Here is a 21,834-nt window from a genome sequence, read left to right on the forward strand (position 1 = left end):
AACATGATAACAGCATGCTGGAATCATGCACTAGCTAAAATGGAGAATATTGGATGAGCGGCTGGCCGGAACTAAAATGGGATACGGAACCGACAGGCCCGCTGAAGGGTTTGAAAATCGTCGACATGTCTACCGTGGTCCTCGGCCCCTTCGCCACTCTCAATTTCGCTGACATGGGCGCCGACGTCATCAAGATCGAAAATGGCGATGGCAAGTTCGGCGGCGACATGATGCGCCACGCCGGCGACAATCCGACCGGCGACCTCGGCCCGATCTTCACCGCGCTCAACCGCAACAAGAAATCGGTGACCCTCAACGGCAAGAATGACGATGACAAGGCCGTCATCCTCGAGCTGCTGAAACATGCCGACGTGTTCTTCCACAATGTCCGGCTGGCCGGCATGGAGCGGCTGGGCCTCGACTATGAAAGCGTCAAGGCAATCAATCCCGGCATCGTCTATCTCCATTGCGCAGGGTTCGGCCAGGGCGGCGAATATGAAAAGCGCCAGGCCTATGACGACCTGATCCAGTGCGCCTCCGGCTTTGCCAGCCTGTTCGAGATGCGCGGCGACAGCGGGCGGCCGCTCTATATGCCATCGCTTGTGGCCGACAAGACCATCGGCCTGTTCGCGGTCAACGCGACGCTCGCGGCGATGTATCACAAGGAAAAGACCGGCGAAGGCCAATTTGTCCAGGTGCCGATGTTCGAGGCCTTCACCTGGTTCAACATGGTCGAGAATCTCTGGGGCGAAACCTTCATTCCGGGCAATGGCAAGCTGGCCTACACCCGCTCGATCAACGAAAACCGCAAACCCTATCCGACCAAGGACGGCTATATCGGTCTGGTCCCCTATAATGACGCGCAGTGGCGGAAGTTCTTTGAACTGGGCGGCAAACCGGGCGTCTTTGACGAGCCCCGCTTTTCCGACTATTCCCAGCGGACCAAGAATATCACCGCGCTCTACGCCCTGATCGAGGAGATTGCTGCGACCAAGACCACGGACGAATGGCTGCCGCTGCTCGACGAGCATAATATTCCGGCGATGCGCTACAACAAGATGGAGGACGTTCTGACCGATCCCCATCTCCAGCAGGTCGGTTTCTGGCAGGAACGTGAGGGCGAGAAGATCGGCAAATATAGAACGATCAAACATCCGGTGCACTATTCCGCCAGCCCGGCGAATATCTATGCCGATCCGCCGACGCTGGGCGCGGACAATGACGAAATACGCGGCGCGCTCAATATGCCCGCCAACGACGACTGACATAATAATATAAACAACGGGATGAGGCCTGAACTATGAATTTTGATTTTTCCGACGATCAAAAATTTCTTCGAGACGAAGCACGCAAGTTTCTCGAAGCGCAATGCACGACCGCGCATGTCCGCGAAGTGCTGGATGATGACAGCAAGAGCCACAATGAAGGCGTCTGGAAACAGATTGTCGAAATGGGCTGGCTTGGTGCTGCCATTCCAGAAGAATATGGCGGGCTTGGCCTCGGCATGCTCGAGCTTTGCGTGATTGCCGAGGAACTGGGCCGGGCGCTGGCGCCGGTGCCCTTCGGATCATCCGCCTATTTCTTTGCCGAAGCGCTGAAAATCGCGGGCAGTGAAGACCAGAAATCGCAACTATTGCCGAAAGTGGCCGACGGCAGCCTGATCGGCTGCATCGCGATCAGCGAAGGACCGGGCGAAATCAAGGCCGGCAATATTGCTACCCGGCTGAAGGACGGTAGCATCACGGGCAAGAAGATCCCTGTCACCGATGGAGATATCGCAACCCACGCCATCGTGCTTGTGAAGGACGGCAGCGGCGAGAGCCTCGTCATTGTCGACCTCAACCAGAGCGGCGTATCGCGCGAGCCGGTCAAGACGCTCGAACCCACGCGCAGCCACGCCACGATCAGCTTCGACGGCGCATCGGCCGAGCTTCTCGGCGAAGCGGGCAATGGCATGGCGCTGCTCGACCAGATCAACGATCGCGCAGCGGTATTGATCGCCTTTGAGCAACTGGGCGGCGCGTCCCGCTGTCTGGAAATGGCCAATGCCTACGCCAAGGAGCGCGTCGCTTTCGGCCGCGCCATCGGCGGCAATCAGGCGATCAAACACAAGCTGGCCGACATGTATGTGAAGAATGAAGTCGCCCGCTCCAACGCTTATTATGGCGCATGGGCGCTGTCGAGCGACGCCGCCGAACTGCCCGAAGCGGCAGCGGCCGCCCGGGTCGCGGCCTCGGAAGCTTACTGGTTTGCCTCGAAAGAGAATATCCAGACGCATGGCGGCATGGGCTTCACCTGGGAGGTGGATTGCCACCTCTTCTATCGCCGCGCCAAATTGCTCGCCGTGCAGGCGGGCAGCCCGGCCGTCTGGAAAGAAAAGCTGGTCAGCGCGCTCGAAGCAAAAATGACTGAATCCCGAACCCGGAGTGCCGTTCGGCCTGAGCCTGTCGAAGGACAGGTTGGCGCGCACTCGGACTTCGACACGCTCAGCGCGAACGGACATTCGCGCCCGGGCCACAAAGTGAAGGAATAGACTATGGATTTCAACGACACAGCAGAAGAAGCAGAATTTCGCGCCGAAGCGAACGCCTTTCTCTCGCAGCATCTGAAGGCCAAAACGCCGGGTGCCCTGCGCTCGGGTGGCCGCGAGGATTTTCTCGAGCGCGCCAAGGCCTGGCAGAAGACCAAGGCGGAAGGCGGCTTTGCGCAGATCACCTGGCCCAAGGAAATGGGCGGCCGCGGCGGCACCGTGATGCAGCAGGTCATCTGGGGCCAGGAAGAAGCGAAATTTGATGCTCCAACCGGCCCCTTTGCCATCGGCCTCGGGATGTGCGTACCGACGGTGATTGCCTTCGGATCGGACGAGCACAAGAAGCGCTATGTCCAGAAGGCCCTGATGGGCGAGGAAATCTGGTGCCAGCTTTTCTCCGAGCCGGCTGCCGGGTCGGATGTTGCCGGTCTCAAGACAAAAGCGGTCAAAGATGGCGACGAATGGGTCATAAATGGTCAGAAAGTGTGGACTTCCGGTGCCCATTATTCCGATTATGGTATCCTTCTGGTCCGTACCGACCCCAATGTGCCCAAGCACAAGGGCCTGACCATGTTCATCGTCGACATGAAGCAGAAGGGCGTTGACGTGCGACCGATCCATCAGGCGTCCGGCGGCAAGGAATTTAACGAGGTCTATTTCACCGACGTTCGTATTCCCGACAGCGACCGGCTCGGCGAGCCCGGCATGGGCTGGAAAGTCGCGCTCGTCACCCTGATGAACGAACGGCTCGCGGTTGGTGGTTCACCGGGTCCCGACTGGAAGGAAATCATGGATTATGCGCGGTCCGCCGGCACATTGTCCGACCAGGCCTTCCGCGCCAAACTGGCCGACTGGTATGTCGCGGCGCAGGGTTACAAGCTGACCAAATTCCGCACCCAGACCGCCCTGTCGCGCGGCGAAACACCGGGTCCGGAAAATGCCATCGGCAAGATCATCAACGCCAACCATCTGCAGGACATCTGCAACAGCGCGATCGAGATGCAGGACCATTTCGGCCTGATCGTCGACAAGGACGAAGCGCCCTCCGACGCGATTTTCCAGGAAAGCTTCATGTGGGCGCCGGGTCTGCGGATCGCCGGCGGCACCGATGAAATCCTGAAGAATATCATCGCCGAACGGGTCCTCGGCCTGCCGCAGGATGTCCGCGTCGACAAGGACAAGACCTTCGCGGAAATGAACTAGGAACCGATGATGACCGAACAACCCGTCCATGTCGTCGCCAATTTCACCGTGCAGGACGCGGCGAAATATCGCGAATATGAAAAGGGATTTTTCCCGATCCTGAAAAACATGGCGGGGAGTTCGTCACCTATGATGACGGCAGCGTCACCTTCGAAGGCGCGGCTCCGCCCGAAGGCCGGGTGGTGATGTTCCGCTTCCCCAACGAGGCGGCGGCCACGGCCTGGTATAATGATCCCGATTATCAGACTTTGTCCGAACATCGCCGCGCCGGCACGACGCTGCAGTTTCTGACCATGGTGCACAGCATCCCGCCGAAGGACTAGGCTGCGACCAAAAGTCCGCTTGGAGCGGACGCAGAAAAACTTGCGTGATCGGGGCGATGGCAAATGCTACCGCTTGTCCAGAGCAACACAGGCCAATCCAAAAGGAATGATCCCATGACCGACAATCTGCCCGATTACACGCCCCCGAAAGTCTGGAAATGGGACAAGGCCAATGGCGGCCGCTTCGCCAATATCAACCGCCCGATTGCCGGCCCGACCAAAGAGGTAGAACTGCCGGTCGGCAAGCATCCGCTGCAACTCTATTCGATGGCGACGCCCAATGGCGTGAAGGTCACGGTGATGCTCGAGGAGCTGCTGGCGCTCGGCCACAAGGGCGCGGAATATGACGCTTATTTCATCAATATCGGCGAAGGCGACCAGTTCGGCAGCGGCTTTGTCGACATCAACCCGAACAGCAAGATCCCGGCATTGATGGACCACAGCACCGACAAGCCGACGCGGCTTTTCGAATCCGGCTCGATGCTCCTCTATCTCGCCGAAAAATTTGGTGCATTCCTCCCCAGCGATCACAACAAGCGCACCGAAGCGCTCAACTGGCTGTTCTGGCAAATGGGCAGCGCCCCCTATCTCGGCGGCGGCTTTGGCCATTTCTATGCCTATGCGCCGGTGAAGATCGAATATTGCATCGACCGCTTTGCGATGGAGGTGAAACGCCAGCTCGACGTGCTCGACCGCCATCTGGCCGACAATGAATATATGGCCGGCGACGAGTACAGCATCGCCGATATCGCGATCTGGCCCTGGTATGGCGCGCTGGTCAAGAATGTGGTCTACGAAGCCGCCGAATTTCTCGACACCGCTTCCTACAAGCATATGAACCGCTGGACCGACATGATCGGCAAGCGCCCCGCCGTGCAGCGCGGCAAGATGGTCAACCGCGCCTGGGGTGATCTCGAAAGTCAGCTACGCGAACGGCACGACGCCAGCGATTTCGAATTGCGCACACAAGACAAGCTGGAACCGGCAGGCGAAGCGGCGGAATAGCCATCCCTTGATAGCGAGCGGCCAAATGCTGAAAACTTATTGAAGTTTTTGCAACGCCCCCAGCGGATGGACAAATGGCCATCTTCGCCGCCCGCCCATTCGAAGCCAGCATGATGGAAAGAAAAATCACCATCCTCGTTTGAATGCACAGTCGCATGGAAGGTCACAAATGCTTCGCTGTCTGATGCTTTGAATGTGACGCCGTCTCCAACATAAACGCCATGCAGAACGCTATTTTCGGTATGCCACTCAATTGGATCTCGATCGGGCCCCTGATAACGAATTTCGGCCATTTTGTAGGTGGCTGGATTCTCGTCGTCGCTGGTAATTCGTAACCCGAAGCGCGTCGGCAATTGATCATCGATAAAAGCCTTGGGAGGCGGAGCGCCTTCCAAATGCGTTGTCGCGATGGAAGCTTTTTCCACGATCGTGCAGAGATAATTGCCAACGAGATCGGGTTGAGCATTCATTGGCGCAGTTACTGTCAAGGCCATCGCAAAAGCGACTGCGGAAGTCGCAGCGCTTATCATTCCCGCGTCAGGCTGGCGTAAACACGGCTCAGAAAGCTTGGCAGCATCATCTCGTTGGCCTGAAATTCCTCATCGAAATCCGCCGTCGGTTTTGCGGCCATGATTTCCGTCAGGCTTTTGCCATCGTCGATCAGCGCCTGCACGCGGCCCTGGATGATGGTCAGCACCTCGATATAGCGGGCCAGCTTGGCGCGGTCGGTGACCGGCCCGTGCCCCGGAATCACGATGGTATCATCGTCGATCGTGTCGTGGACGGCCTGACAGAAAGCGATCATCCCGGCGAGGTCGCCGCCATTGTCGGCGTCGATGAAGGGATAGCCGCTATTGTTGAAAACATCGCCGAGATGGACGGCGTTCGTCCCGCGGAAAAGGACCGCCGTATCACCATTGGTGTGCGCCGGGCCGACATGCAGCAGGTCGATCTTCTGGCCGTTGATATGAAACTGCATGGTCCGGTCAAAGGTGATGTCGGACAGGGCGTGCGCAGGATAGGCTTTCTGCTCGCCGGCAAAGGGCCCGAAATTGACGATCTGGTCGTCCAGCATCATCGCTCTGCTGTTCGACTGGCTGACAATCCAGCTGCCTTCCTTGCCGAGCGCCAGATTCCCGTCGGCATGGTCAAAATGCCAGTGGGTGTTGACCACGAAATCGACGTCTTCGCTGCCGATTTCCTTCAGCGCCGCCTTGATTTTCGGCATCAGCTGCGGGAACTGGTCATCGACGATCAATGTGCCGTCCTTGCCGACCGACACCGCGATATTGCCGCCCAGTCCGAACAGGACATAGAGGCCGTCGGCCACTTTCTGGGTTTTGATCTCGGCCTTGTCAAAATCCCAGCCGAAGGCCGAATAGATCTGATCCGCGCTCATCACCGGGCCGTGGGACGGGGTGTCTGCCGCCTTGCTGCCATGAGCGAGGGCCGGCGAAGCGATCGCCAATGATAAAGCCAGTCCGAATAGTCCTACAGCCTTGGTCACGCGATCGTCTCCCGTTTGCGTCGATTATTGTTTGAGAATGCCCGCCATGATCAGGTCAACGGTCTGCTCGCGATAGGAATCGCGCATCCGCTCGTCGAAATCGTCGCGGCCGTAGCAATATTTCCAGACCAGCTTGCCGGTGAAGAAACGGTCGGCCGCGCCGGTCACCGCGGAATAGAAAAGATCCGGGTTCATTTCGCGGAACACGCCCGACTTGATGCCGGCGCCGACAAAAATATTATAGGCTTCCGACAAAGGTTTCAGATATTTGTCCGCAATCTTGCGCGCGCCTTCGGGCGGCAGGTCCCGGATCAGCCGCATGGTCAGGCGGTTAAGATAGGGAAATTCGTGATAGGTATCGATCACCGCACCGATATGGTGGCGCAGCTTGTCCTCGGGCGGCATGTCCTTCTTGATCAGCAGACCGACCTGATCGAGAATATTGTCCATGTCGCGCTCGAGAATGGCTTCGAGCAGGCCATCCTTGTTGCCGAAATAATATTTGACGAGCGCGCTGTTGAGACCCGACAGGACCGACAGCTCGCTGAACGATATATCGATCGTGTCGCCCTTGCGCATGATCTGGCTGGCGGTCTCGATCAGCTTGTCCCGCGCCCCGGCTTCACCATCCTTGGCCACCATTTTATCGACGGTCATATTCTTCCCCTATACGCACTTCGTCACATTTTTGTCACTTATAAGCAGGTTCTTCCCACCATGGAAAGCTGTCTGGCAAGTCGCTGGACACTTTATCCGGATAGTTGGGACTGCGCTTCTCCAGAAAGCTCGCAATACCCTCTTTGGCATCGGCGGATTTTGCCCGATTATAGATGATCCGGCTGTCGACCTTGTGCGCTTCCATCGGATGGTCCGCGGCGGGCAATTGCCACAGCATCTGCCGCGTGACGGCGATCGATACCGGCGCGTATTGTCGACAATCTCGCGCGCGAGGGCATAAGCGGCGGGGAGAAGGTCTTCCGGTTTATGCAGCGAACGGACCAGACCGCCCTTCAGCGCCTCCTCGGCATCGAAGACCCGTCCGGTCAGGCACCATTCGAGCGCCTGCGCCCGACCGACGAGATTTGGCAGGAACCAGCTGGCCGCACCATCGGGGGCAATGCCGCGTCTAGCAAAGACAAAACCGAAGCGGGCCGTCTCGCTGGCTAGCCGCATGTCCATCGGTAGCAACATCGTCGCGCCGACACCCACGGCGACACCGTTGATCGCGCCGATCACGGGCTTGAGGCATTGATAAATCCGCAGGATCAACAGACCGCCACCATCGCGGACGCGGGGATCGGAATAATCCTCCACCGGCTCTTCGCTGGCGAAAGGTTTCTTACCGTCTTCCGGAGTCAGATCGGCACCGGCGCAAAAGGCGCGCTCGCCCGCTCCGGTCACGACCACTGCCCGCACATCATCATCGGCATCGATCCGGTCGAAGGCGTCGGTCATTTCCCTGATCATCGTCCCGGTGAAGGCGTTCATCTTTTCCGGCCGGTTGATCGTGATCGTCGCGATATTGTCGGCGACGTCATAGAGGATCTGCGTATAGTCGGTCATGAACTTCTCCATCAGATACAAAAAGGGCCGCGAGTTTCTCGCGGCCCCCTGATTTTTCTTGTCTAGCGCGGTGCCATCCGGATGCGCCATCGAGGCGGACATCTTCGCCGTTGAAATATTGCGTCTCGATCATGCACATGGCGAGAGCGGCATATTCGTCCGGCTGGCCGAGCCGCGGCGGATGCGGCACCATTGCGCCCAGCGCGTCGCGGACATTTTGCGGTGCACCGGCGAGCAGCGGCGTATCAAAGATACCGGGCAGGATGGTGTTAAGACGAATGCCTTCGCGGGACAGGTCACGCGCGATCGGCAGGGTCATGCCGACAACGCCGCCCTTGGAAGCGGAATAGGCTGCCTGACCGATCTGGCCATCTTCAGCCGCTACCGAAGCGGTGTTGACCATCGCGCCGCGATCGCCGTCGGCGAGCGGGTCGAGCGTCAGCATGCCAGCCGCCGATTTGGCGATGCAGCGGAAGGTGCCGACCAGATTGACCTGGATGACGAAGTTGAAGGCATCGAGCGGGAAATGCTTGATCGATCCGTCTTCCTTGGAACGGCTGACGGTCTTGATTGCGTTGCCGATACCGGCGCAGTTCACGAGGATACGTTCCTGACCATTGGCCGCGCGTGCTTTTTCAAGCCCGCGTCAACGCTGTCGTCTTCGGTGACATTGACCTTGCAGAAAACGCCGCCCAGTTCGGATGCCAGCGCTTCGCCTTTTTCCTCGTTGAGGTCGAACAGGGCGACTTTCACGCCTTTTGCAGCCAGACGACGGGCGGTCGCGGCGCCAAGGCCCGATGCACCACCGGTGATGACCGCTGAGATATTGCTGTTGAGTTCCATATTCTTGTCTTTCTTCTATCGTTCGTCATCCCGAACCAGGTTCAGGATGACGATAATTTCCATTAACCGAGGCGTTCGATGATCGTGACGTTCGCCTGACCGCCGCCTTCGCACATCGTCTGCAAGCCATATTTGCTGCCGCGCGATTCCATCGCGTTGAGCAGGGTCGCCATCAATTTGGTGCCCGAAGCGCCGAGCGGATGGCCCAGAGCGATCGCGCCGCCGTTGACATTGATCTTGTCACGATCCGCGCCGACATGTTTCAGCCATGCGAGTGGAACCGGCGCGAAGGCTTCGTTCACTTCATAAAGGTCGATATCACCGATGTTCATACCGGCCCGCTGCAATGCGCGGTCGGTGGCGAACAGAGGTTCTTCGAGCATGATCACCGGGTCACCGGCGGTCACGGTCAGATTGACGATCCGGGCGCGCGGGGTCAGGCCATGGTCTTTCAGCGCCTGTTCCGAGCAGACCAGAACCGCGCTAGAACCGTCGCAGATCTGGCTGGCGTTGGCAGCGGTGATTGCGCCGCCTTCCTGCAGCAGCTTAACAGCGCCGATGCTTTCCTTGGTTGCGTCAAAGCGGATGCCTTCATCCACCTTATGCTGTTCCTTGCCTTCGGCGGTTTCGATTTCGACCGCGACGATTTCATTGTCAAATGCACCGGATTCGACGGCCTTGATCGCCTTCTGGTGGCTTTCCAGCGCGAACTGGTCGAGATCATCACGGGTGAAGCCGTGCTTCTTGACCAGCATTTCCGCGCCCATGAACTGGCTGAACTGGATGCCGGGATAGCTGCCTGCAGCCCTTCCGACATATTGGTGCCCAGACCGGCGTCCTTGAACAATTTGAAGGTCGAGCCCATTGGCACGCGGGTCATGCTTTCGATGCCGTGCGCCAGAACCATGTCCTGGGTGCCGGACATGACGCCCTGCGCCGCGAACTGGATCGACTGTTGCGAGGAACCGCACTGGCGGTCGATCGAAACCGAAGGAATGCTGTCCGGCAGGTTGGACGCGAGAACCGCATTGCGACCGACGTCGCCGCTCTGCTCGCCGCCCTGCATGACGCAGCCGGTGATCACATCTTCGATAGCGCTCGGGTCGAAATCATTGCGGTCGGCAATCGCGTTCAGCGTGGCAGCGCCCAGATCCACCGGATGCACACCGGCCAAACGGCCACCGCGACGGCCACCAGCGGTACGAACCGCGTCAACAATATAGGCTTCTGCCATAGTCTTATTCCTTTGATTGGTTGAGAGTCGAAAATTTAACTGACCGGTTAAACCGCACAGCCGCTAGCGTCAAATGAAAAAGCCGGTCATCACAATAGTGATAACCGGCTTTGTTCCAGACGCATCAACAGCGCTTAGGCCGGCACATTGTCTTTCTTGACCGTGATCACCTGCGGATAGGTGAATTCGAGCAGGCCTTCCTTGCCATATTCGGCGCCGAAGCCGGACTGTTTATGTCCGCCAAAAGGCGCGAAAGGTGACAGGTGCAGAAATTCATTGACCCATACCGTGCCGGTTTCCAGCTGTTCGGCAACGCGAACGCCTTCGTCGGGATTGGCCGTCCAGACCGCACCGGCCAGACCATATTCGCTGTCATTGGCGCGGGCGATGGCTTCGTCGGTGGTGCTGAACTTCATCAGCGGCATGACCGGACCGAATTGTTCCTCGGCCACAATCCGGGCGTCTTCCGGCGGGTTGTCGAGGATCGTGATCGGCACATAATAGCCCGGGATGCTGTCGTCGGGCGTATCGCCGCCGACCAGGAATTTATAGTCATTATCCTTGGCGTCCTGGATCAGCTCCAGCACCCGCTCATATTGCTTCTTGTTCTGGATCGGGCCGACCGCCGTGCCCTGTTGCGAGCCGTCACCGACTTTCACATTTTTGGCAAAGGCGGCAATTGCGGCGCTCAGCTCGTCATAAATATCCTCGTGGATATAGATGCGCTTCGCAGCGACGCAGATCTGTCCGGCATTGGTGAAACTCGACCAGAACAATTGCTCCGCGACCTTCTCGACATTGGCGTCGGGCAGGACGATCGAAGCGTCGTTGCCGCCCAGTTCGAGCGTGATCCGCTTGAGATCCTTGGACGCGCCTTCCATGATCTTCTTGCCCGTAGCGGTGGAGCCGGTGAAGGTGATCTTGTCGATATCGGGATGCGATGTGATCAACGGTCCGAGGCTGTCCTCGCCGGTGATAATATTGACAACGCCAGCCGGTGCAACATCCTTGATCAGTTCAGCCAGACGCAAGGTGGTCAATGGCGTGAACGGGGACGGTTTGAGCACGATCGTGCAACCGGACAGCAAAGCGGGGGCAATTTTCTGCACCGCCATCATCACCGGGAAATTCCACGGCACGATACCGCCGACGACGCCGACGGGCACGCGGCGGGTACGGCTCAACCGTTCGTCGCTATCCTCGTTGATCTCGTCTTCCAGTTCCAGCGTGGCCTGCGAACCGGCCATATAGGCAGCGCCCATGATCTCGCCCTGCGCCTGCGCGTGGGGTTTGCCCTGCTCGGCGGTCAGCAGACGGAACAGCTCGTCATTATTTTCATTGATCACCCCGGCAATCGCCTGGACCACCTTGCGGCGATCATCGATCGGGGTTTTCGACCAGCTCTTGAACGCGGCACGGGCGGCGGCCACCGCCTGGTTGAGCTCGGCTTCGCCGCAAGCGGGAACCTGCCCGATCACTTCTTCATTGGCCGGATTGACGACGTCCAGCATTTCCGCCGTGCCGACCATCTCGCCGTTGATCAAATTCTTGTATTGGGTAACCATCTTGCTCTCCTTTGGGCTGTGCCATGCATTCTAATTGAGTCGTCTATACTGTATTACAAGGGCGCGTGCGTCCTTCATTTTGATAGAGTGTAACGGATCGGCAGGGTCTTGAGCCCGCCGACAAAGGTCGATTTGGCGCGCACCGGTTCGCCCGCCAGCTCGAGCGTCTCGATCCGGTCGAGCAGCTCGTTGAACAATATCTTCATCTCCATCCGCGCCATATGCAGTCCGAGGCACTGATGCGATCCCGCACCGAAAGCGAGATGCCGGTTGGGCGAGCGCGCCGCGTCGAACTTGCGCGGATCATCAAATTGGGCCGGATCATGATTGGCCGCAACATAGTTGATCATCAGCCAGTCGTCCTTGGCGATCTTCTGGCCACCAACCTCGGTATCTTCGGCCGCGGTGCGCATGAAATGCTGCACCGGGCTGGTCCAGCGGATCGCTTCCTCGACGATGCCGGGCAGCAGGCTCCGGTCCGCCTTGACCCGCGCGAACTGTTCCGGGTCCTGTGCCAGCGCCATCATCGCACCGGCCGTGGAAGCCGATGTCGTGTCGTGGCCGGCGCTGGCGACGATGATATAATAGCCGGCCATATCGCGGTCATTCAGCGGCTCGCCGTCGACCGTGGCATTGGCGATGACGCTCGCCACATCATCGGTCGGATTTGCCCGCCGGTCGGCTGCCAGGGCCGCAAAATAGCGTTCAAATTCGGCTACCGCGCCCGCGACCACCTGGGTGATCTGTTCCGGTGTCATGTCTTTCATGCCGGTACCCGACAGGTCCTCGTCCTGTCCGCCGAACATCTGCTGGGTGAGAAAGAGCATGCGCTGCTCGTCTTCTTCCGGCACGCCCAGAATCTGCATCACCACGTGCAGCGGATAAGGCGCGGAGACCAGCGGGACAAAATCGGCCTCGGTACCCGCATTCACCAGCCGGTCGACGGTGGTTCTGGCCAGGGCCTCGATTTCCGCTTCCATGGTTTTCAGATTCTTCGGCATGAACCATTCCTGGGTCAGCCGGCGATATTTGGGGTGGATGGGCGCATCGAATGTCACCAGAGAATCCACCAGCATCTTGCTACCGGTCACGCGCTCCGAAAAGGCGATAGCCTCTTTCGTCGTGAACACGGTCGACCGGGGGCGGTTGAGGAAAGTCTTGTTGTCCTTGGACACATGCATGGCATCATCATAACGAGTGATCAGCCAGAACGGATCGAAGCTGTCATCCTCCGCTACAACCCGTGCAACCGGCATATTGCCGCGGAGCCAGTCGAATGTGTCGAGCAGGCCATCCCATTCGGCATAGCTTTGCGGGTCGATCACCTTTGTCCCCATTTCCGCTGACAAGGTTGGATATGCTTCGGTTGCCATCATCTCGGTCCTTTAGCTGGTTTGGCCGTTCTGCTTGTCCCAATATTCGTCGCGCAGCAGCCGCTTGTAGAGCTTGCCCGTGGCGTGGCGCGGCAGTTCCGGGCGGAAATCGATCCGCCGTGGCACTTTCACTCCGGAGAGCGACTGGCGGAGATAGGTTTCCAGCTCCTGCGCCAGTTCCTCTCCGGCTTCCGCCATATCCATCGGCTGCACGACCGCGACCACCTTCTCGCCCATATCCTCGTCCGGCGCGCCGATAACGGCGGCGTCCGCCACCTTGTCATGGGTGACCAGCAGATTTTCGATTTCCTGCGGATAGATATTCACCCCGCCGGAAATGATCATGAAGCTCTTGCGGTCGGTCAGATAGAGAAAGCCGTCCTCGTCCAGCTTCCCGACATCGCCGAGCGAAGTCCAGCCCTTTTCATGCGTCGCCGCCTTGGTTTTCTCCGGATCATTATGATATTCGAATTTGGAACCGCTCTCGAAATAGATCTGGCCTTCTTCGCCGACCGGCACTTCCTCGCCTTTTTCGTCGCAGATGTGGATCACGCAATTGATCGGCTGTCCCACCGATCCCTTGTGGCCCAGCCAGCCTTCGCTGTTGCAGAAGACAAAGCCATTGCCTTCGGTTCCGGCATAATATTCATTGAGCACCGGCCCCCACCAGTCGATCATCGCTTCCTTGATCGGCACCGGCACGGGCGCCGCGGCGTGGACCGCGCTCTTGATCGAGGACACGTCATATTTGGCGCGCACTTCTTCCGGCAGTTTCAGCATCCGGACGAAATGCGTCGGCACCCACTGGCCGACATCGCATTTATATTTCTCGATCAGCTGCAGCGCGTGTTCGGGATCAAATTTCTCCATGATGACGCTGGTCCCGCCGAGCGCCTGGACGGCGATATTCCAGCGCAGCGGCGCGGCATGATAAAGCGGCGCCGGCGAGAGATAGACGCAATCCTTGTGAAAGCCGAAGATCATCTGGGCCAGCGCGGCAATGGCATTGGGACCGGCGATATCCTCGTCTTCCGGCAGCGGCAGCTTGACGCCCTTGGGCTGTCCCGTGGTGCCGGACGAATAAAGCATGTCGACACCGGCACGCTGGTCGGCAATCGGCGTATCGGGCATCGGTTCGAGCGCCGCTTCCATATTGCGTTCGTCATCCGCGCCATAGACCAGCTGCTCGACATCGGGGTTGAGCTCGCGCAGCTGATCGACAACCGGCAGCATCTTTTCCGAACTGACCAGCAGCTTGGCGCCGGAATCCTTCAGGATATAGCTGACCTCTTCGGGTGTAAGACGGCTGGAAATAGCGACCTGAAACAGGCCGGACCGCTGTGATCCCCAGGTGACGGGGAAAAATTGCGGATGGTTTTCCATGCAGATGGCGACCGTATCGCCAATCTGCAGGCCGCGGCTGCGATAGAGCTGGGCGACCTTGTTCGAAAGCCTGTCCAGCTCGCCATAAGTGATGACTTGCCCGGATGTCGCCATGATCACGGCTGGCTTGTCAGGATTTTCCTGAGCGTGGACGGAAGGATGCATAGTCTGGCGTTCTCCAAGATACCGATCGCCTGATTCGACGATTCGCTTTCCCGGCACCATGGTTTAATCGCACAGTTAAATCAATCGCTAGTCACACCGGACTGCGATAGAAAGCGGCAATTACCCCTTAATTCTCCACATAGATATCCACAGGCACGCTCAGATCGGCAAATATCCGGCCGATTGGCGCCATGCTGGTGGCACCCTGTTCGATTTCCGACTCGAGCATGGTCTGGCTAGCGGCGCCCTTGAGCAGGACCACCACGGTCCGCGCTTCGCAAATCGCCGCCTTGGTAATTGTAACCAGTGGCGTATCCCCGTCGTCGGGCAGCAGGCCAACGGCGATTTTCTCCGGCGGACCGTCAAGCGCTTCTTCCATATCCGCGCTTTCCCGGATGCCGGCGGTGCTGCCGTCGGGGCCCATGCCGAGCAGGACCAGATCCGGCGGCCATTTCGTGTCGCGCAACCGGGCGTCGGCAGCCGCGCCCGCCATATGATAATCTTCATGCTCGGGCGCCAGCGGCAAGACGCGGGCGCCGCGCGTCAAAAACAGTTGTGCCAGCTTTTTCACATGGCTGCGCGGATCGTCGAGCGGCACCAGCAGATCATCGGTCGGGACGATCGTGACATATTTCCATTTGATCGGCTTTTCCGCCAGGGCCTCGAGCACCGGCATGGCTTCATCGCTGGCGGGCAGCGCCAGCAGCGCATCACCGCGCGCGCGAGAGCGCTCTCGATGATGAACTGGATGTCGCCGGCGACCGCATCGACCATTTCGTCGCGATCGTCAAAATCCCACCATTCCAGCATCGACTCTTCCTCTTCCGGAATGTCGTCCATGTCGAAATCTTCTAATGCATCTTCGAGTTTGCTCATGTTTCTGTCCGTCATCCAAATTTTCTTGCGCTTCTAACCCCTGTTCCGGTCGAAACAAAGGTCAAACATGAGAATTTTCCCGAGGCTTTGCTAGTCGGCGGGTGCTGCGCCTGGCGGTTCGTCAAGCACCAGCCCGGACGGACGCAAGATGGTCAGCGACGCGGGAGCGCCGCTTTGTTCTTCTCGCGCGCTGATATCGACCTGGATGAAATTCTGGTCTTCGGTCAGCTTCGCGTCCTGCGTCCATTGCCATTGCCAACCGCCATTGTCGACCGATCCGCCCTGCTCGCCCAGCGAAGGCGGACGCGGGTCGGTGAGGATTTCGACCGCCCGGTTTCGGACCACCGATTGCGCCACCACGCGCAGTTCCAGCTCCGCGGCATTGTGGGTCGTGAAAGCCTGCAGCCGGATCAGGGCCAGCGCAGCGAGACTGAACACCGACAGCGCGACCAGCATTTCGATCAGGGTAAAGCCGCGCTCGCCGGACCGGTTCATGGCGCCGCTCCGGCCAGCGTCACGTCGCCCATCGGCGCGATCAGCACGCGGCGGCTCTGGTCATCATATTGCAAGACCAGCTCGGCCTGCTCGCTCGGCAGGCCGGTGCTTTCGAAACTGATCATCATCGGTCCGGTCTCGCCGGTGGCAGCGCTGACGCCGCCGGACCAGTCGGTCGAGACGAAAGGCTTGTCCTCGATCACCGACCAGCTGCCCTTGCGCCGCTCGAGAAAGCTGTAGCCAGAGGGCGTGACCTGCACCGCCATCGGCCGCGATTGCAATATCGCATTGTCGCGCAGCGCCGCGGTGCGCGCGGCGAAGCGCTGGGCATCTTCTTCCAGAGCGCTGCTGCCGCCGGGAAAGGAAAAGACCACGATTGATGCCATCAGCCCGATGATCAGCAGCACGACCATCAGCTCCACCAGGGTGAAACCCGCAACATTCTGCCGTATCATCAGGTTGTTCTGTCGGATCATTATCGTTCATTTAGCGAGTTGGCCGGAGCGAGTCTTGCAGAATCCATTATCCCCTGCAATGACGGCGGCATAAGAAAAGAAACGCTGGGAAAAGGAAATCTTGATGTCTGACGTCGCTCTCTACGAGAAAAATGACCGCATCGTTACAATCACATTGAACAAGCCGGAAACGCGCAACGCACTGTCCAAAGACCTGTGCGAGGCGCTGGTCGACGCGATCAACCGGGCCGATGCAGACGCGGGTGTCAGCTGCGTCGTGCTCGCGGCCAATGGCAAGAGCTTCTCCTCCGGCGGCAATCTCCACGAGATCAAGGCGATGACCGCCGAGCAGAATATGACGCCGCTGGAAATAGAGAATTGGTACAAGACCGGCATCCAGCGCATCCCGCTCGCCTTCTCGCAAATTTCGGTGCCGGTGATCGCGGCGGTCAACGGCCATGCGATCGGCGCGGGCAATGATCTGACCACGATGTGCGATATCCGGATTGCCGGCGAAGACGCGATTTTCGCCGAGAGCTTCCTGCGCGTCGGGATCATTCCGGGTGACGGCGGCGCATGGCTGCTGCCGCGGATCATCGGCCAGGCGCGGGCCAACCAGATGCTGTTCACCGGCGAATTTATCGATGCCGCCAAGGCGCTGGACTATGGTCTGGTGTCGGAAGTCGTGGCGAACGACAAGCTGCTCGCCCGCGCCTATGAACTGGCCGAAATGGTCGTCGGCCTGCCGCCACTGGCGATCCGCAAGACCAAGGAACTGGTGCGGACTGCGCAGAGCGTGACGCTGAAGGAAAATCTTGACCAGGCGGCTCTGTTTCAGGGTGTTTTGCAACAGCTGGATGACCATCGCGAAGCGATTGATGCGATACTCGAGAAACGAAAGCCTGTGTTCAAGGGCGCGTGATTGGTGGAGCGTTCTCCCGCGAAGGCGGGAGTCCATCTCCCACAAGTGCGTAGAAGAAATTTCGGGAGATGGGCCCCTGCCTGCGCAGGGGTACATGAAGGAGAGAAAATATGAAAAATCCGCAATTCTGGTCGCAGTCCTGCTGTCGGCTGCCCCAATAATGGCCGCTCCCCCGCAAGGCGTTGCCACAGAAGCAACCAAAGCGGCCAATGCCGAAGTGGCCGCAAGCCTCCCGATCGCCGACCAGACGGATTTCGAAAATGCCAATCGCGGCTTTCTCGCCCGGATCGAAGAGGACCAGATTCTCAACGCGGACGGCTCCGTCGCCTGGGATTCGCGCCAGTTCGACTTTATCGACGGCCCAGCACCCGACACGGTCAATCCATCGCTCTGGCGGCAGGGCAAGCTCAACAGCATCCACGGCCTGTTCGAGGTCGTGCCCGGCATCTACCAGATTCGCGGCTATGATCTGGCGCAGATGACCTTGATAGCCGGCAAGACCGGCTGGATCGTTATCGATCCGCTGACCACGCCCGCTCCGGCCAAGGCCGGCGTGGCGCTGGCCAACAAGACGCTGGGCAACCGGCCGGTCGTGGCGGTTGTTTTCACCCATAGCCATGGCGACCATTTTGGCGGCGTCTCCGGTGTCGCTTCGGCCGAGGATATCCAGTCCGGCAAGATACAGATAATCGCCCCGCACGGCTGGCTGGCCGAGTCGATCGGCGAAAGCGTGATCGCCGGCACCGCGATGAACCGGCGGGTGCAATTCCAGTTCGGAACTGCCCTGCCCGTCGGCAAGACCGGTCATGTCGGTGGCGGCCTCGGCCAGAAACTGTCGAGCGGCGATGTCGCGCTGGTGCCACCAACCCGGTCGATCAGCAAGAATGGCGAGACGCTGACGGTGGACGGCATCGCCTTTGACTTCATGGACGCCGGCGAAACCGAAGCACCGGCCGAGCTGGTCTTCTATCTGCCCCAGTTCAAGGCGCTGCACACCGCCGAGGTTGTGACCCGTACCTTCCACAATGTCCTGACCCCGCGCGGTGCGCTGGTGCGCGATACGCTGAAATGGAGCAAGGTGATCGACGATATGCTCGCCCGCTATGGCGCGAAATCCGACCTGATGCTGGCCTCGCACCACTGGCCGACCTGGGGCAGCGACAATGTGCAGGCGGCGCTGAAAAACCAGCGCGGCATCTATCGCTATGTCCACGACCAGACCATGCGGCAGGCCAATCAGGGCGCCACGATGCACGAGATTGCCGAAAATATCGGCGAACCGGATTTCGCTGCAACCGACTTTGGTGTGCGCGATTATTACGGGACGCTCAACCACAACAGCAAGGCGGTCTACCAGCGCTATTTCGGCTGGTGGGACGCGGTGCCGGCCCATTATCATGCGCTGCCGCCGGTCGAAGCCTCGAAAAATATGTGGCGGCGATGGGCGGCGCAGACAAGGCGCTGGCGGTCGGTGAAAAGGCCTTTGCCGCAGGCGACTATCGCTGGGCGGCGACCGTCTTCAACCATCTGGTCTTCGCCGATCCCACCGACCAAAGTGCCAAGAACTGGCTGGCGTCGACTTACGAACAGCTCGGCTTCCAGGCCGAGGCCGGGACCTGGCGCAATATCTATCTGGTCGGCGCGAAGGAGCTGCGCGAGGGCAATGACGTCAAGGACTCGATCAGCACGGCCAATGAGAAAGTGCTGAGCGGCATCCCGGCGGTCGACCTGTTCGACGCCATGGCGACCCGCTTCAATCCGGACAAGATGCAGGGCGATGGCGGCATCATCCGCTTCTGGTTCCCGGACCGCAAAGAGGCGGTCAGTATCGATCTTGGCAAGAGTGTGATGTTCCCGCGCGGCGAGGATTATGACATCACCGCGGACGGATCGGATACGCAGATCACCATCAGCCGGGCGCTATTCACGAAATTGCTGATGCGTCAGGCCAATCCGCTGGAGCTGATCCAGAACAAGGAAATGGTCATCAGCGGCAATGCGGCCTTAATGGCATCTATGTTCGGCGCGCTTGACGCGGTAGACCCGCAATTTGATATTGTGACGCCGTGACCATCGGGGGACAGACCATATCCGTTCGTGCTGAGCCTGTCGAAGCACCTTGCCAGGCGCCCTTCGACAGGCTCAGGGCGAACGGCGAGAGCAACAAAGGCCCAAGACATGCAAAGATTTAATTTCCCCGTCGTCCAGCCCGATCCGGCGCTCGAAGAATTGCGCGGCGAATTGCAGGCCTTCCTCAAGGAAGAGCGCGAGGCCGGCAATTTCCGTCCCGAACCGGAATGCTGGATGGCCTCCGCCGATCCCGAATTCTCCAAAAAATGGGCAAGCGCGGCTGGATCGGCCTGACCTGGTCGAGCCAATATGGCGGGCACGACAAGAGCGCGCTGGAACGCTATATTGTCACCGAGGAAACCCTGCGATCGGGCGCGCCCGTCGCCGCCCACTGGATCGCCGACCGGCAGCACGCGCCGATGCTGCTCGCCCACGGCACCGAGGAACAGAAGCTCGACATCTTGCCGCGCATCGCCGCCGGGGAATGCTATTTCGCCATTGGTCTGAGCGAACCGGGCGCGGGTTCTGATCTTGCCAATGTCAAAACCAAGGCCGAGAAGGTTTCCGACGGCTGGAGGATCAACGGCCAGAAAATCTGGTCCTCCGGCGCGCATATCTCGCATTATATGGTCGCTTTGCTGCGCACCTCGCCGGCCGACGGCCGCAACCGCCATGTCGGCCTGTCGCAGATCATGATCGACCTCAGCCTGCCCGGCGTCACGATAAAGCCGATTGTCGACCTGTCCGGCGATGCGCATTTCAACGAAGTCTATTTCGAGGATGTCATCGTGCCGGACGACTGCCTGCTCGGCGAAGAAGGTGGCGGCTGGGCGCAGGTGACCGGCGAACTGGCGATGGAACGCTCCGGGCCGGAACGGTTCCTGTCGAGCTATATCACGCTGGAAACCGCATTATATCAGCTCAGCGGGAAAATGGGTTCGGACAGCCATGCCCGTCTCGGCAAGCTGATCGCCAGTCTCCGCACGCTGAAAGGCATGTCCTGGGGCATTGCCAATCTGCTCAAGCAGGGCGTCTCGCCCGAGACCGAAGCAGCATTGGTCAAGGATCTTGGCAACCGGCTGGAAAATGACCTGACCCAACAGGTGCGCGCGATGCTCAACGACCTGCCGTCCGAGGACTGGAGCCCGGATATGCGCCGAATCATGAATATCGGCGTGCTGCGCTCGCCGCCCAATACATTGCGCGGCGGCACCACCGAGGTCATGCGCGGGATCACCGCGCGGCAATTGGGGCTACGCTGATGATCAACACCGAAGGCATGGTCGCTGAAACCGCGACGAAATATACACAGATCTGTGTGACCGCGAGTCCCGCATAAGGCCGAGGCCGGTGAATATCCGCAGGCGCTATGGGATGCGCTCGCAGAAAATGGCTTGCCGCTCGCTTGGGTCAGCGAAGCCAATGGCGGCTTTGGCGCGGACCATGATGAAGTCTTTGGCGCGATATGGGCTTCGGCGCAGGCGGCATCACCGGTGCCCTTCGCCGAGACTTTGATCGCCAACTGGATGCTCGACCGGGCCGGACTGGAACCTGCAGACGGCAGCGCCAGCTTCGCCCTCAGCGGCCACACGCCGAGCGCCGACATTCCTTTCGGCATGCACGCCGACAAGATAGTTCTCTTCGACGAGGCGCATCACGAAATTTCGCTGTTCGATAATCGCGCTGCCGTCCGCTCGCCGGAAGAATCGCTGTCGCCCGACGGCATGACGCAATTCGTCTTCTCCGGCCATGTCGCCGAGCAATCGGCCAAAACCGATCTGTCGCGCCAGGCGTTTGAAGCGCTGATTCTGACCGTCCGGGCGGTACAGATGGCCGCGGCAATGGAGAGCGCGCTGAACCTGTCGATCGACTATGTCACCCAGCGCGAGCAATTTGGCCGGCCGCTGTCGAAGTTCCAGGCGATTCAGCAGCAACTGGCGGTCGCCGCCTCCGAATGCGCTGCCGCGACCATGGCGGCTACGCAGGCGGCCAGCGCCATTGCCCGGCACAGCGACGATCCGGAACAGGCCTGGCACGAGGCGGTGATCGCCAAGGTCCAGATTGGCCACAGCGTCGAGGCGGTCACCGTACCCTTCCATCAGGTCCATGGCGCAATGGGCTATACGCAGGAATATGATCTGCACCATTATACCCGCCGCTTTTGGGCCTGGCGCGACGCGCTGGGCAACGAATTTCACTGGTCAAAGCGGCTGGGTGAAGCGCTTGCCGTAACGTCACCGGACCAAATCTGGAAAGGCGTGACAACCGGCCAATGGATTGCTAGTTAATCGCGCGATTAAATGATTCCGGAAGGGGGCAGAG

General features: G+C 59.5%; 20 protein-coding genes and 4 pseudogenes. 11 read left to right on the forward strand and 13 right to left on the reverse strand.

Going from position 1 to position 21,834, the window contains the following annotated elements:
• The first annotated feature begins 53 nt into the window (after positions 1 to 53).
• The 5 genes from C8024_RS11455 to yghU all read left to right on the forward strand — a co-directional run bounded on the left by C8024_RS11455 (position 54) and on the right by yghU (position 5,061).
• Entirely contained in the window at positions 54 to 1,265 is a 1,212-nt protein-coding gene (locus C8024_RS11455) for a CaiB/BaiF CoA-transferase family protein (RefSeq protein ID WP_173205246.1), read from the forward strand.
• Between the two features lie 35 nt (positions 1,266 to 1,300).
• Positions 1,301 to 2,533: an acyl-CoA dehydrogenase family protein gene (locus tag C8024_RS11460; protein ID WP_173205249.1), complete on the forward strand. Its 1,233-nt coding sequence runs from the start codon at positions 1,301 to 1,303 to the stop codon at positions 2,531 to 2,533.
• 3 nt (positions 2,534 to 2,536) lie between these two features.
• Positions 2,537 to 3,733: an acyl-CoA dehydrogenase family protein gene (locus C8024_RS11465; protein ID WP_173205252.1), complete on the forward strand. Its 1,197-nt coding sequence runs from the start codon at positions 2,537 to 2,539 to the stop codon at positions 3,731 to 3,733.
• An 86-nt stretch (positions 3,734 to 3,819) separates the two neighbouring features.
• Positions 3,820 to 4,056: a DUF1330 domain-containing protein gene (locus C8024_RS11470; RefSeq protein WP_367947299.1), complete on the forward strand. Its 237-nt coding sequence runs from the start codon at positions 3,820 to 3,822 to the stop codon at positions 4,054 to 4,056.
• Between the two features lie 114 nt (positions 4,057 to 4,170).
• On the forward strand, positions 4,171 to 5,061 hold the full coding sequence (yghU, locus tag C8024_RS11475; RefSeq protein WP_173205255.1) for a glutathione-dependent disulfide-bond oxidoreductase: 891 nt from the start codon (positions 4,171 to 4,173) through the stop codon (positions 5,059 to 5,061).
• On the opposite strand, the gene C8024_RS11480 is transcribed toward yghU, so the two are convergent.
• The 13 genes and pseudogenes from C8024_RS11480 to gspH form a co-directional block, all read right to left on the reverse strand.
• A complete protein-coding gene (locus C8024_RS11480) occupies positions 4,977 to 5,555 on the reverse strand; it encodes a hypothetical protein (protein WP_173205258.1) in 579 nt (192 codons plus the stop codon). The genes yghU and C8024_RS11480 overlap by 85 nt on opposite strands.
• Before the next feature lie 32 nt (positions 5,556 to 5,587).
• A complete protein-coding gene (locus C8024_RS11485; protein WP_173205261.1) occupies positions 5,588 to 6,568 on the reverse strand; it encodes an MBL fold metallo-hydrolase in 981 nt (326 codons plus the stop codon).
• Positions 6,569 to 6,592: 24 nt separating this feature from the next.
• Positions 6,593 to 7,225 (reverse strand): TetR family transcriptional regulator, encoded by a 633-nt coding sequence (locus C8024_RS11490; RefSeq protein ID WP_173205264.1) that lies wholly within the window; start codon positions 7,223 to 7,225, stop codon positions 6,593 to 6,595.
• Between the two features lie 34 nt (positions 7,226 to 7,259).
• Positions 7,260 to 8,131: pseudogene (locus C8024_RS11495) on the reverse strand (crotonase/enoyl-CoA hydratase family protein).
• A 62-nt stretch (positions 8,132 to 8,193) separates the two neighbouring features.
• Positions 8,194 to 8,974 (reverse strand): annotated as a pseudogene (locus C8024_RS11500) (SDR family NAD(P)-dependent oxidoreductase).
• A gap of 62 nt (positions 8,975 to 9,036) precedes the next feature.
• Positions 9,037 to 10,208 (reverse strand): annotated as a pseudogene (locus C8024_RS11505) (acetyl-CoA C-acetyltransferase).
• Positions 10,209 to 10,342: 134 nt separating this feature from the next.
• Positions 10,343 to 11,773: an aldehyde dehydrogenase family protein gene (locus C8024_RS11510; protein ID WP_173205267.1), complete on the reverse strand. Its 1,431-nt coding sequence runs from the start codon at positions 11,771 to 11,773 to the stop codon at positions 10,343 to 10,345.
• 74 nt (positions 11,774 to 11,847) lie between these two features.
• A complete protein-coding gene (locus C8024_RS11515) occupies positions 11,848 to 13,146 on the reverse strand; it encodes a cytochrome P450 (protein WP_173205270.1) in 1,299 nt (432 codons plus the stop codon).
• 12 nt (positions 13,147 to 13,158) lie between these two features.
• Positions 13,159 to 14,694, reverse strand: a complete 1,536-nt coding sequence (locus C8024_RS11520) for an acyl-CoA synthetase (RefSeq protein ID WP_173205273.1) — start codon at positions 14,692 to 14,694, stop codon at positions 13,159 to 13,161.
• A 127-nt stretch (positions 14,695 to 14,821) separates the two neighbouring features.
• Positions 14,822 to 15,364, reverse strand: coding sequence for a 6-phosphogluconolactonase (locus tag C8024_RS11525; protein ID WP_367947296.1), 543 nt, complete (start codon positions 15,362 to 15,364; stop codon positions 14,822 to 14,824).
• A complete protein-coding gene (locus C8024_RS21660) occupies positions 15,262 to 15,570 on the reverse strand; it encodes a hypothetical protein (RefSeq protein WP_254305832.1) in 309 nt (102 codons plus the stop codon). The genes C8024_RS11525 and C8024_RS21660 overlap by 103 nt, the downstream gene beginning before the upstream one ends.
• Positions 15,571 to 15,660: 90 nt before the next feature.
• The gene (gene gspI, locus C8024_RS11530) at positions 15,661 to 16,065 is read right to left on the reverse strand and encodes a type II secretion system minor pseudopilin GspI (protein ID WP_173205276.1); all 405 of its coding nucleotides are present in this window, start codon (positions 16,063 to 16,065) and stop codon (positions 15,661 to 15,663) included.
• Positions 16,062 to 16,541, reverse strand: coding sequence for a type II secretion system minor pseudopilin GspH (gene gspH / locus C8024_RS11535; RefSeq protein ID WP_173205280.1), 480 nt, complete (start codon positions 16,539 to 16,541; stop codon positions 16,062 to 16,064). Before gspH ends, gspI begins: the two co-directional genes overlap by 4 nt.
• A gap of 103 nt (positions 16,542 to 16,644) precedes the next feature.
• Here gspH and C8024_RS11540 point away from each other — a divergent pair, with 103 nt between their 5' ends.
• The 6 genes and pseudogenes from C8024_RS11540 (at position 16,645) to C8024_RS11560 (ending at position 21,800) form a co-directional block, all read left to right on the forward strand.
• Entirely contained in the window at positions 16,645 to 17,442 is a 798-nt protein-coding gene (locus C8024_RS11540) for an enoyl-CoA hydratase-related protein (RefSeq protein ID WP_173205283.1), read from the forward strand.
• A 478-nt stretch (positions 17,443 to 17,920) separates the two neighbouring features.
• Positions 17,921 to 19,044: pseudogene (locus C8024_RS11545) on the forward strand (alkyl/aryl-sulfatase); the annotation flags it as partial.
• Positions 19,045 to 19,143: 99 nt separating this feature from the next.
• On the forward strand, positions 19,144 to 19,512 hold the full coding sequence (locus C8024_RS11550) for an alkyl sulfatase C-terminal domain-containing protein (protein WP_173205289.1): 369 nt from the start codon (positions 19,144 to 19,146) through the stop codon (positions 19,510 to 19,512).
• 108 nt (positions 19,513 to 19,620) lie between these two features.
• Positions 19,621 to 19,806, forward strand: a complete 186-nt coding sequence (locus C8024_RS20275; protein ID WP_217272162.1) for a hypothetical protein — start codon at positions 19,621 to 19,623, stop codon at positions 19,804 to 19,806.
• Positions 19,779 to 20,774, forward strand: coding sequence for an acyl-CoA dehydrogenase family protein (locus C8024_RS11555; protein WP_217272163.1), 996 nt, complete (start codon positions 19,779 to 19,781; stop codon positions 20,772 to 20,774). Before C8024_RS20275 ends, C8024_RS11555 begins: the two co-directional genes overlap by 28 nt.
• Before the next feature lie 132 nt (positions 20,775 to 20,906).
• Complete coding sequence (locus C8024_RS11560; protein WP_173205292.1) at positions 20,907 to 21,800, forward strand: acyl-CoA dehydrogenase family protein; 894 nt, start codon at positions 20,907 to 20,909, stop codon at positions 21,798 to 21,800.
• Positions 21,801 to 21,834: the final 34 nt, after the last annotated feature.

It is taken from the genome of Sphingopyxis sp. BSNA05 (assembly GCF_013265645.1).
GTDB lineage: Bacteria > Pseudomonadota > Alphaproteobacteria > Sphingomonadales > Sphingomonadaceae > Parasphingorhabdus.

Excerpts from the sequence above, each read along its gene's own strand:
- C8024_RS11455 (WP_173205246.1), top strand. The coding sequence starts at position 54 with ATGAGCGGCTGGCCGGAACTAAAATGGGATACGGAACCGACAGGCCCG.
- C8024_RS11460 (WP_173205249.1), top strand. The coding sequence starts at position 1,301 with ATGAATTTTGATTTTTCCGACGATCAAAAATTTCTTCGAGACGAAGCA.
- C8024_RS11465 (WP_173205252.1), top strand. The coding sequence starts at position 2,537 with ATGGATTTCAACGACACAGCAGAAGAAGCAGAATTTCGCGCCGAAGCG.
- yghU (WP_173205255.1), top strand. The coding sequence starts at position 4,171 with ATGACCGACAATCTGCCCGATTACACGCCCCCGAAAGTCTGGAAATGG.
- C8024_RS11480 (WP_173205258.1), bottom strand. The coding sequence starts at position 5,555 with ATGGCCTTGACAGTAACTGCGCCAATGAATGCTCAACCCGATCTCGTT.
- C8024_RS11490 (WP_173205264.1), bottom strand. The coding sequence starts at position 7,225 with ATGACCGTCGATAAAATGGTGGCCAAGGATGGTGAAGCCGGGGCGCGG.
- C8024_RS11510 (WP_173205267.1), bottom strand. The coding sequence starts at position 11,773 with ATGGTTACCCAATACAAGAATTTGATCAACGGCGAGATGGTCGGCACG.
- C8024_RS11515 (WP_173205270.1), bottom strand. The coding sequence starts at position 13,146 with ATGGCAACCGAAGCATATCCAACCTTGTCAGCGGAAATGGGGACAAAG.
- C8024_RS11520 (WP_173205273.1), bottom strand. The coding sequence starts at position 14,694 with ATGCATCCTTCCGTCCACGCTCAGGAAAATCCTGACAAGCCAGCCGTG.
- C8024_RS21660 (WP_254305832.1), bottom strand. The coding sequence starts at position 15,570 with ATGAGCAAACTCGAAGATGCATTAGAAGATTTCGACATGGACGACATT.
- gspI (WP_173205276.1), bottom strand. The coding sequence starts at position 16,065 with ATGAACCGGTCCGGCGAGCGCGGCTTTACCCTGATCGAAATGCTGGTC.
- gspH (WP_173205280.1), bottom strand. The coding sequence starts at position 16,541 with ATGATCCGACAGAACAACCTGATGATACGGCAGAATGTTGCGGGTTTC.
- C8024_RS11540 (WP_173205283.1), top strand. The coding sequence starts at position 16,645 with ATGTCTGACGTCGCTCTCTACGAGAAAAATGACCGCATCGTTACAATC.
- C8024_RS20275 (WP_217272162.1), top strand. The coding sequence starts at position 19,621 with ATGCAAAGATTTAATTTCCCCGTCGTCCAGCCCGATCCGGCGCTCGAA.
- C8024_RS11555 (WP_217272163.1), top strand. The coding sequence starts at position 19,779 with ATGGGCAAGCGCGGCTGGATCGGCCTGACCTGGTCGAGCCAATATGGC.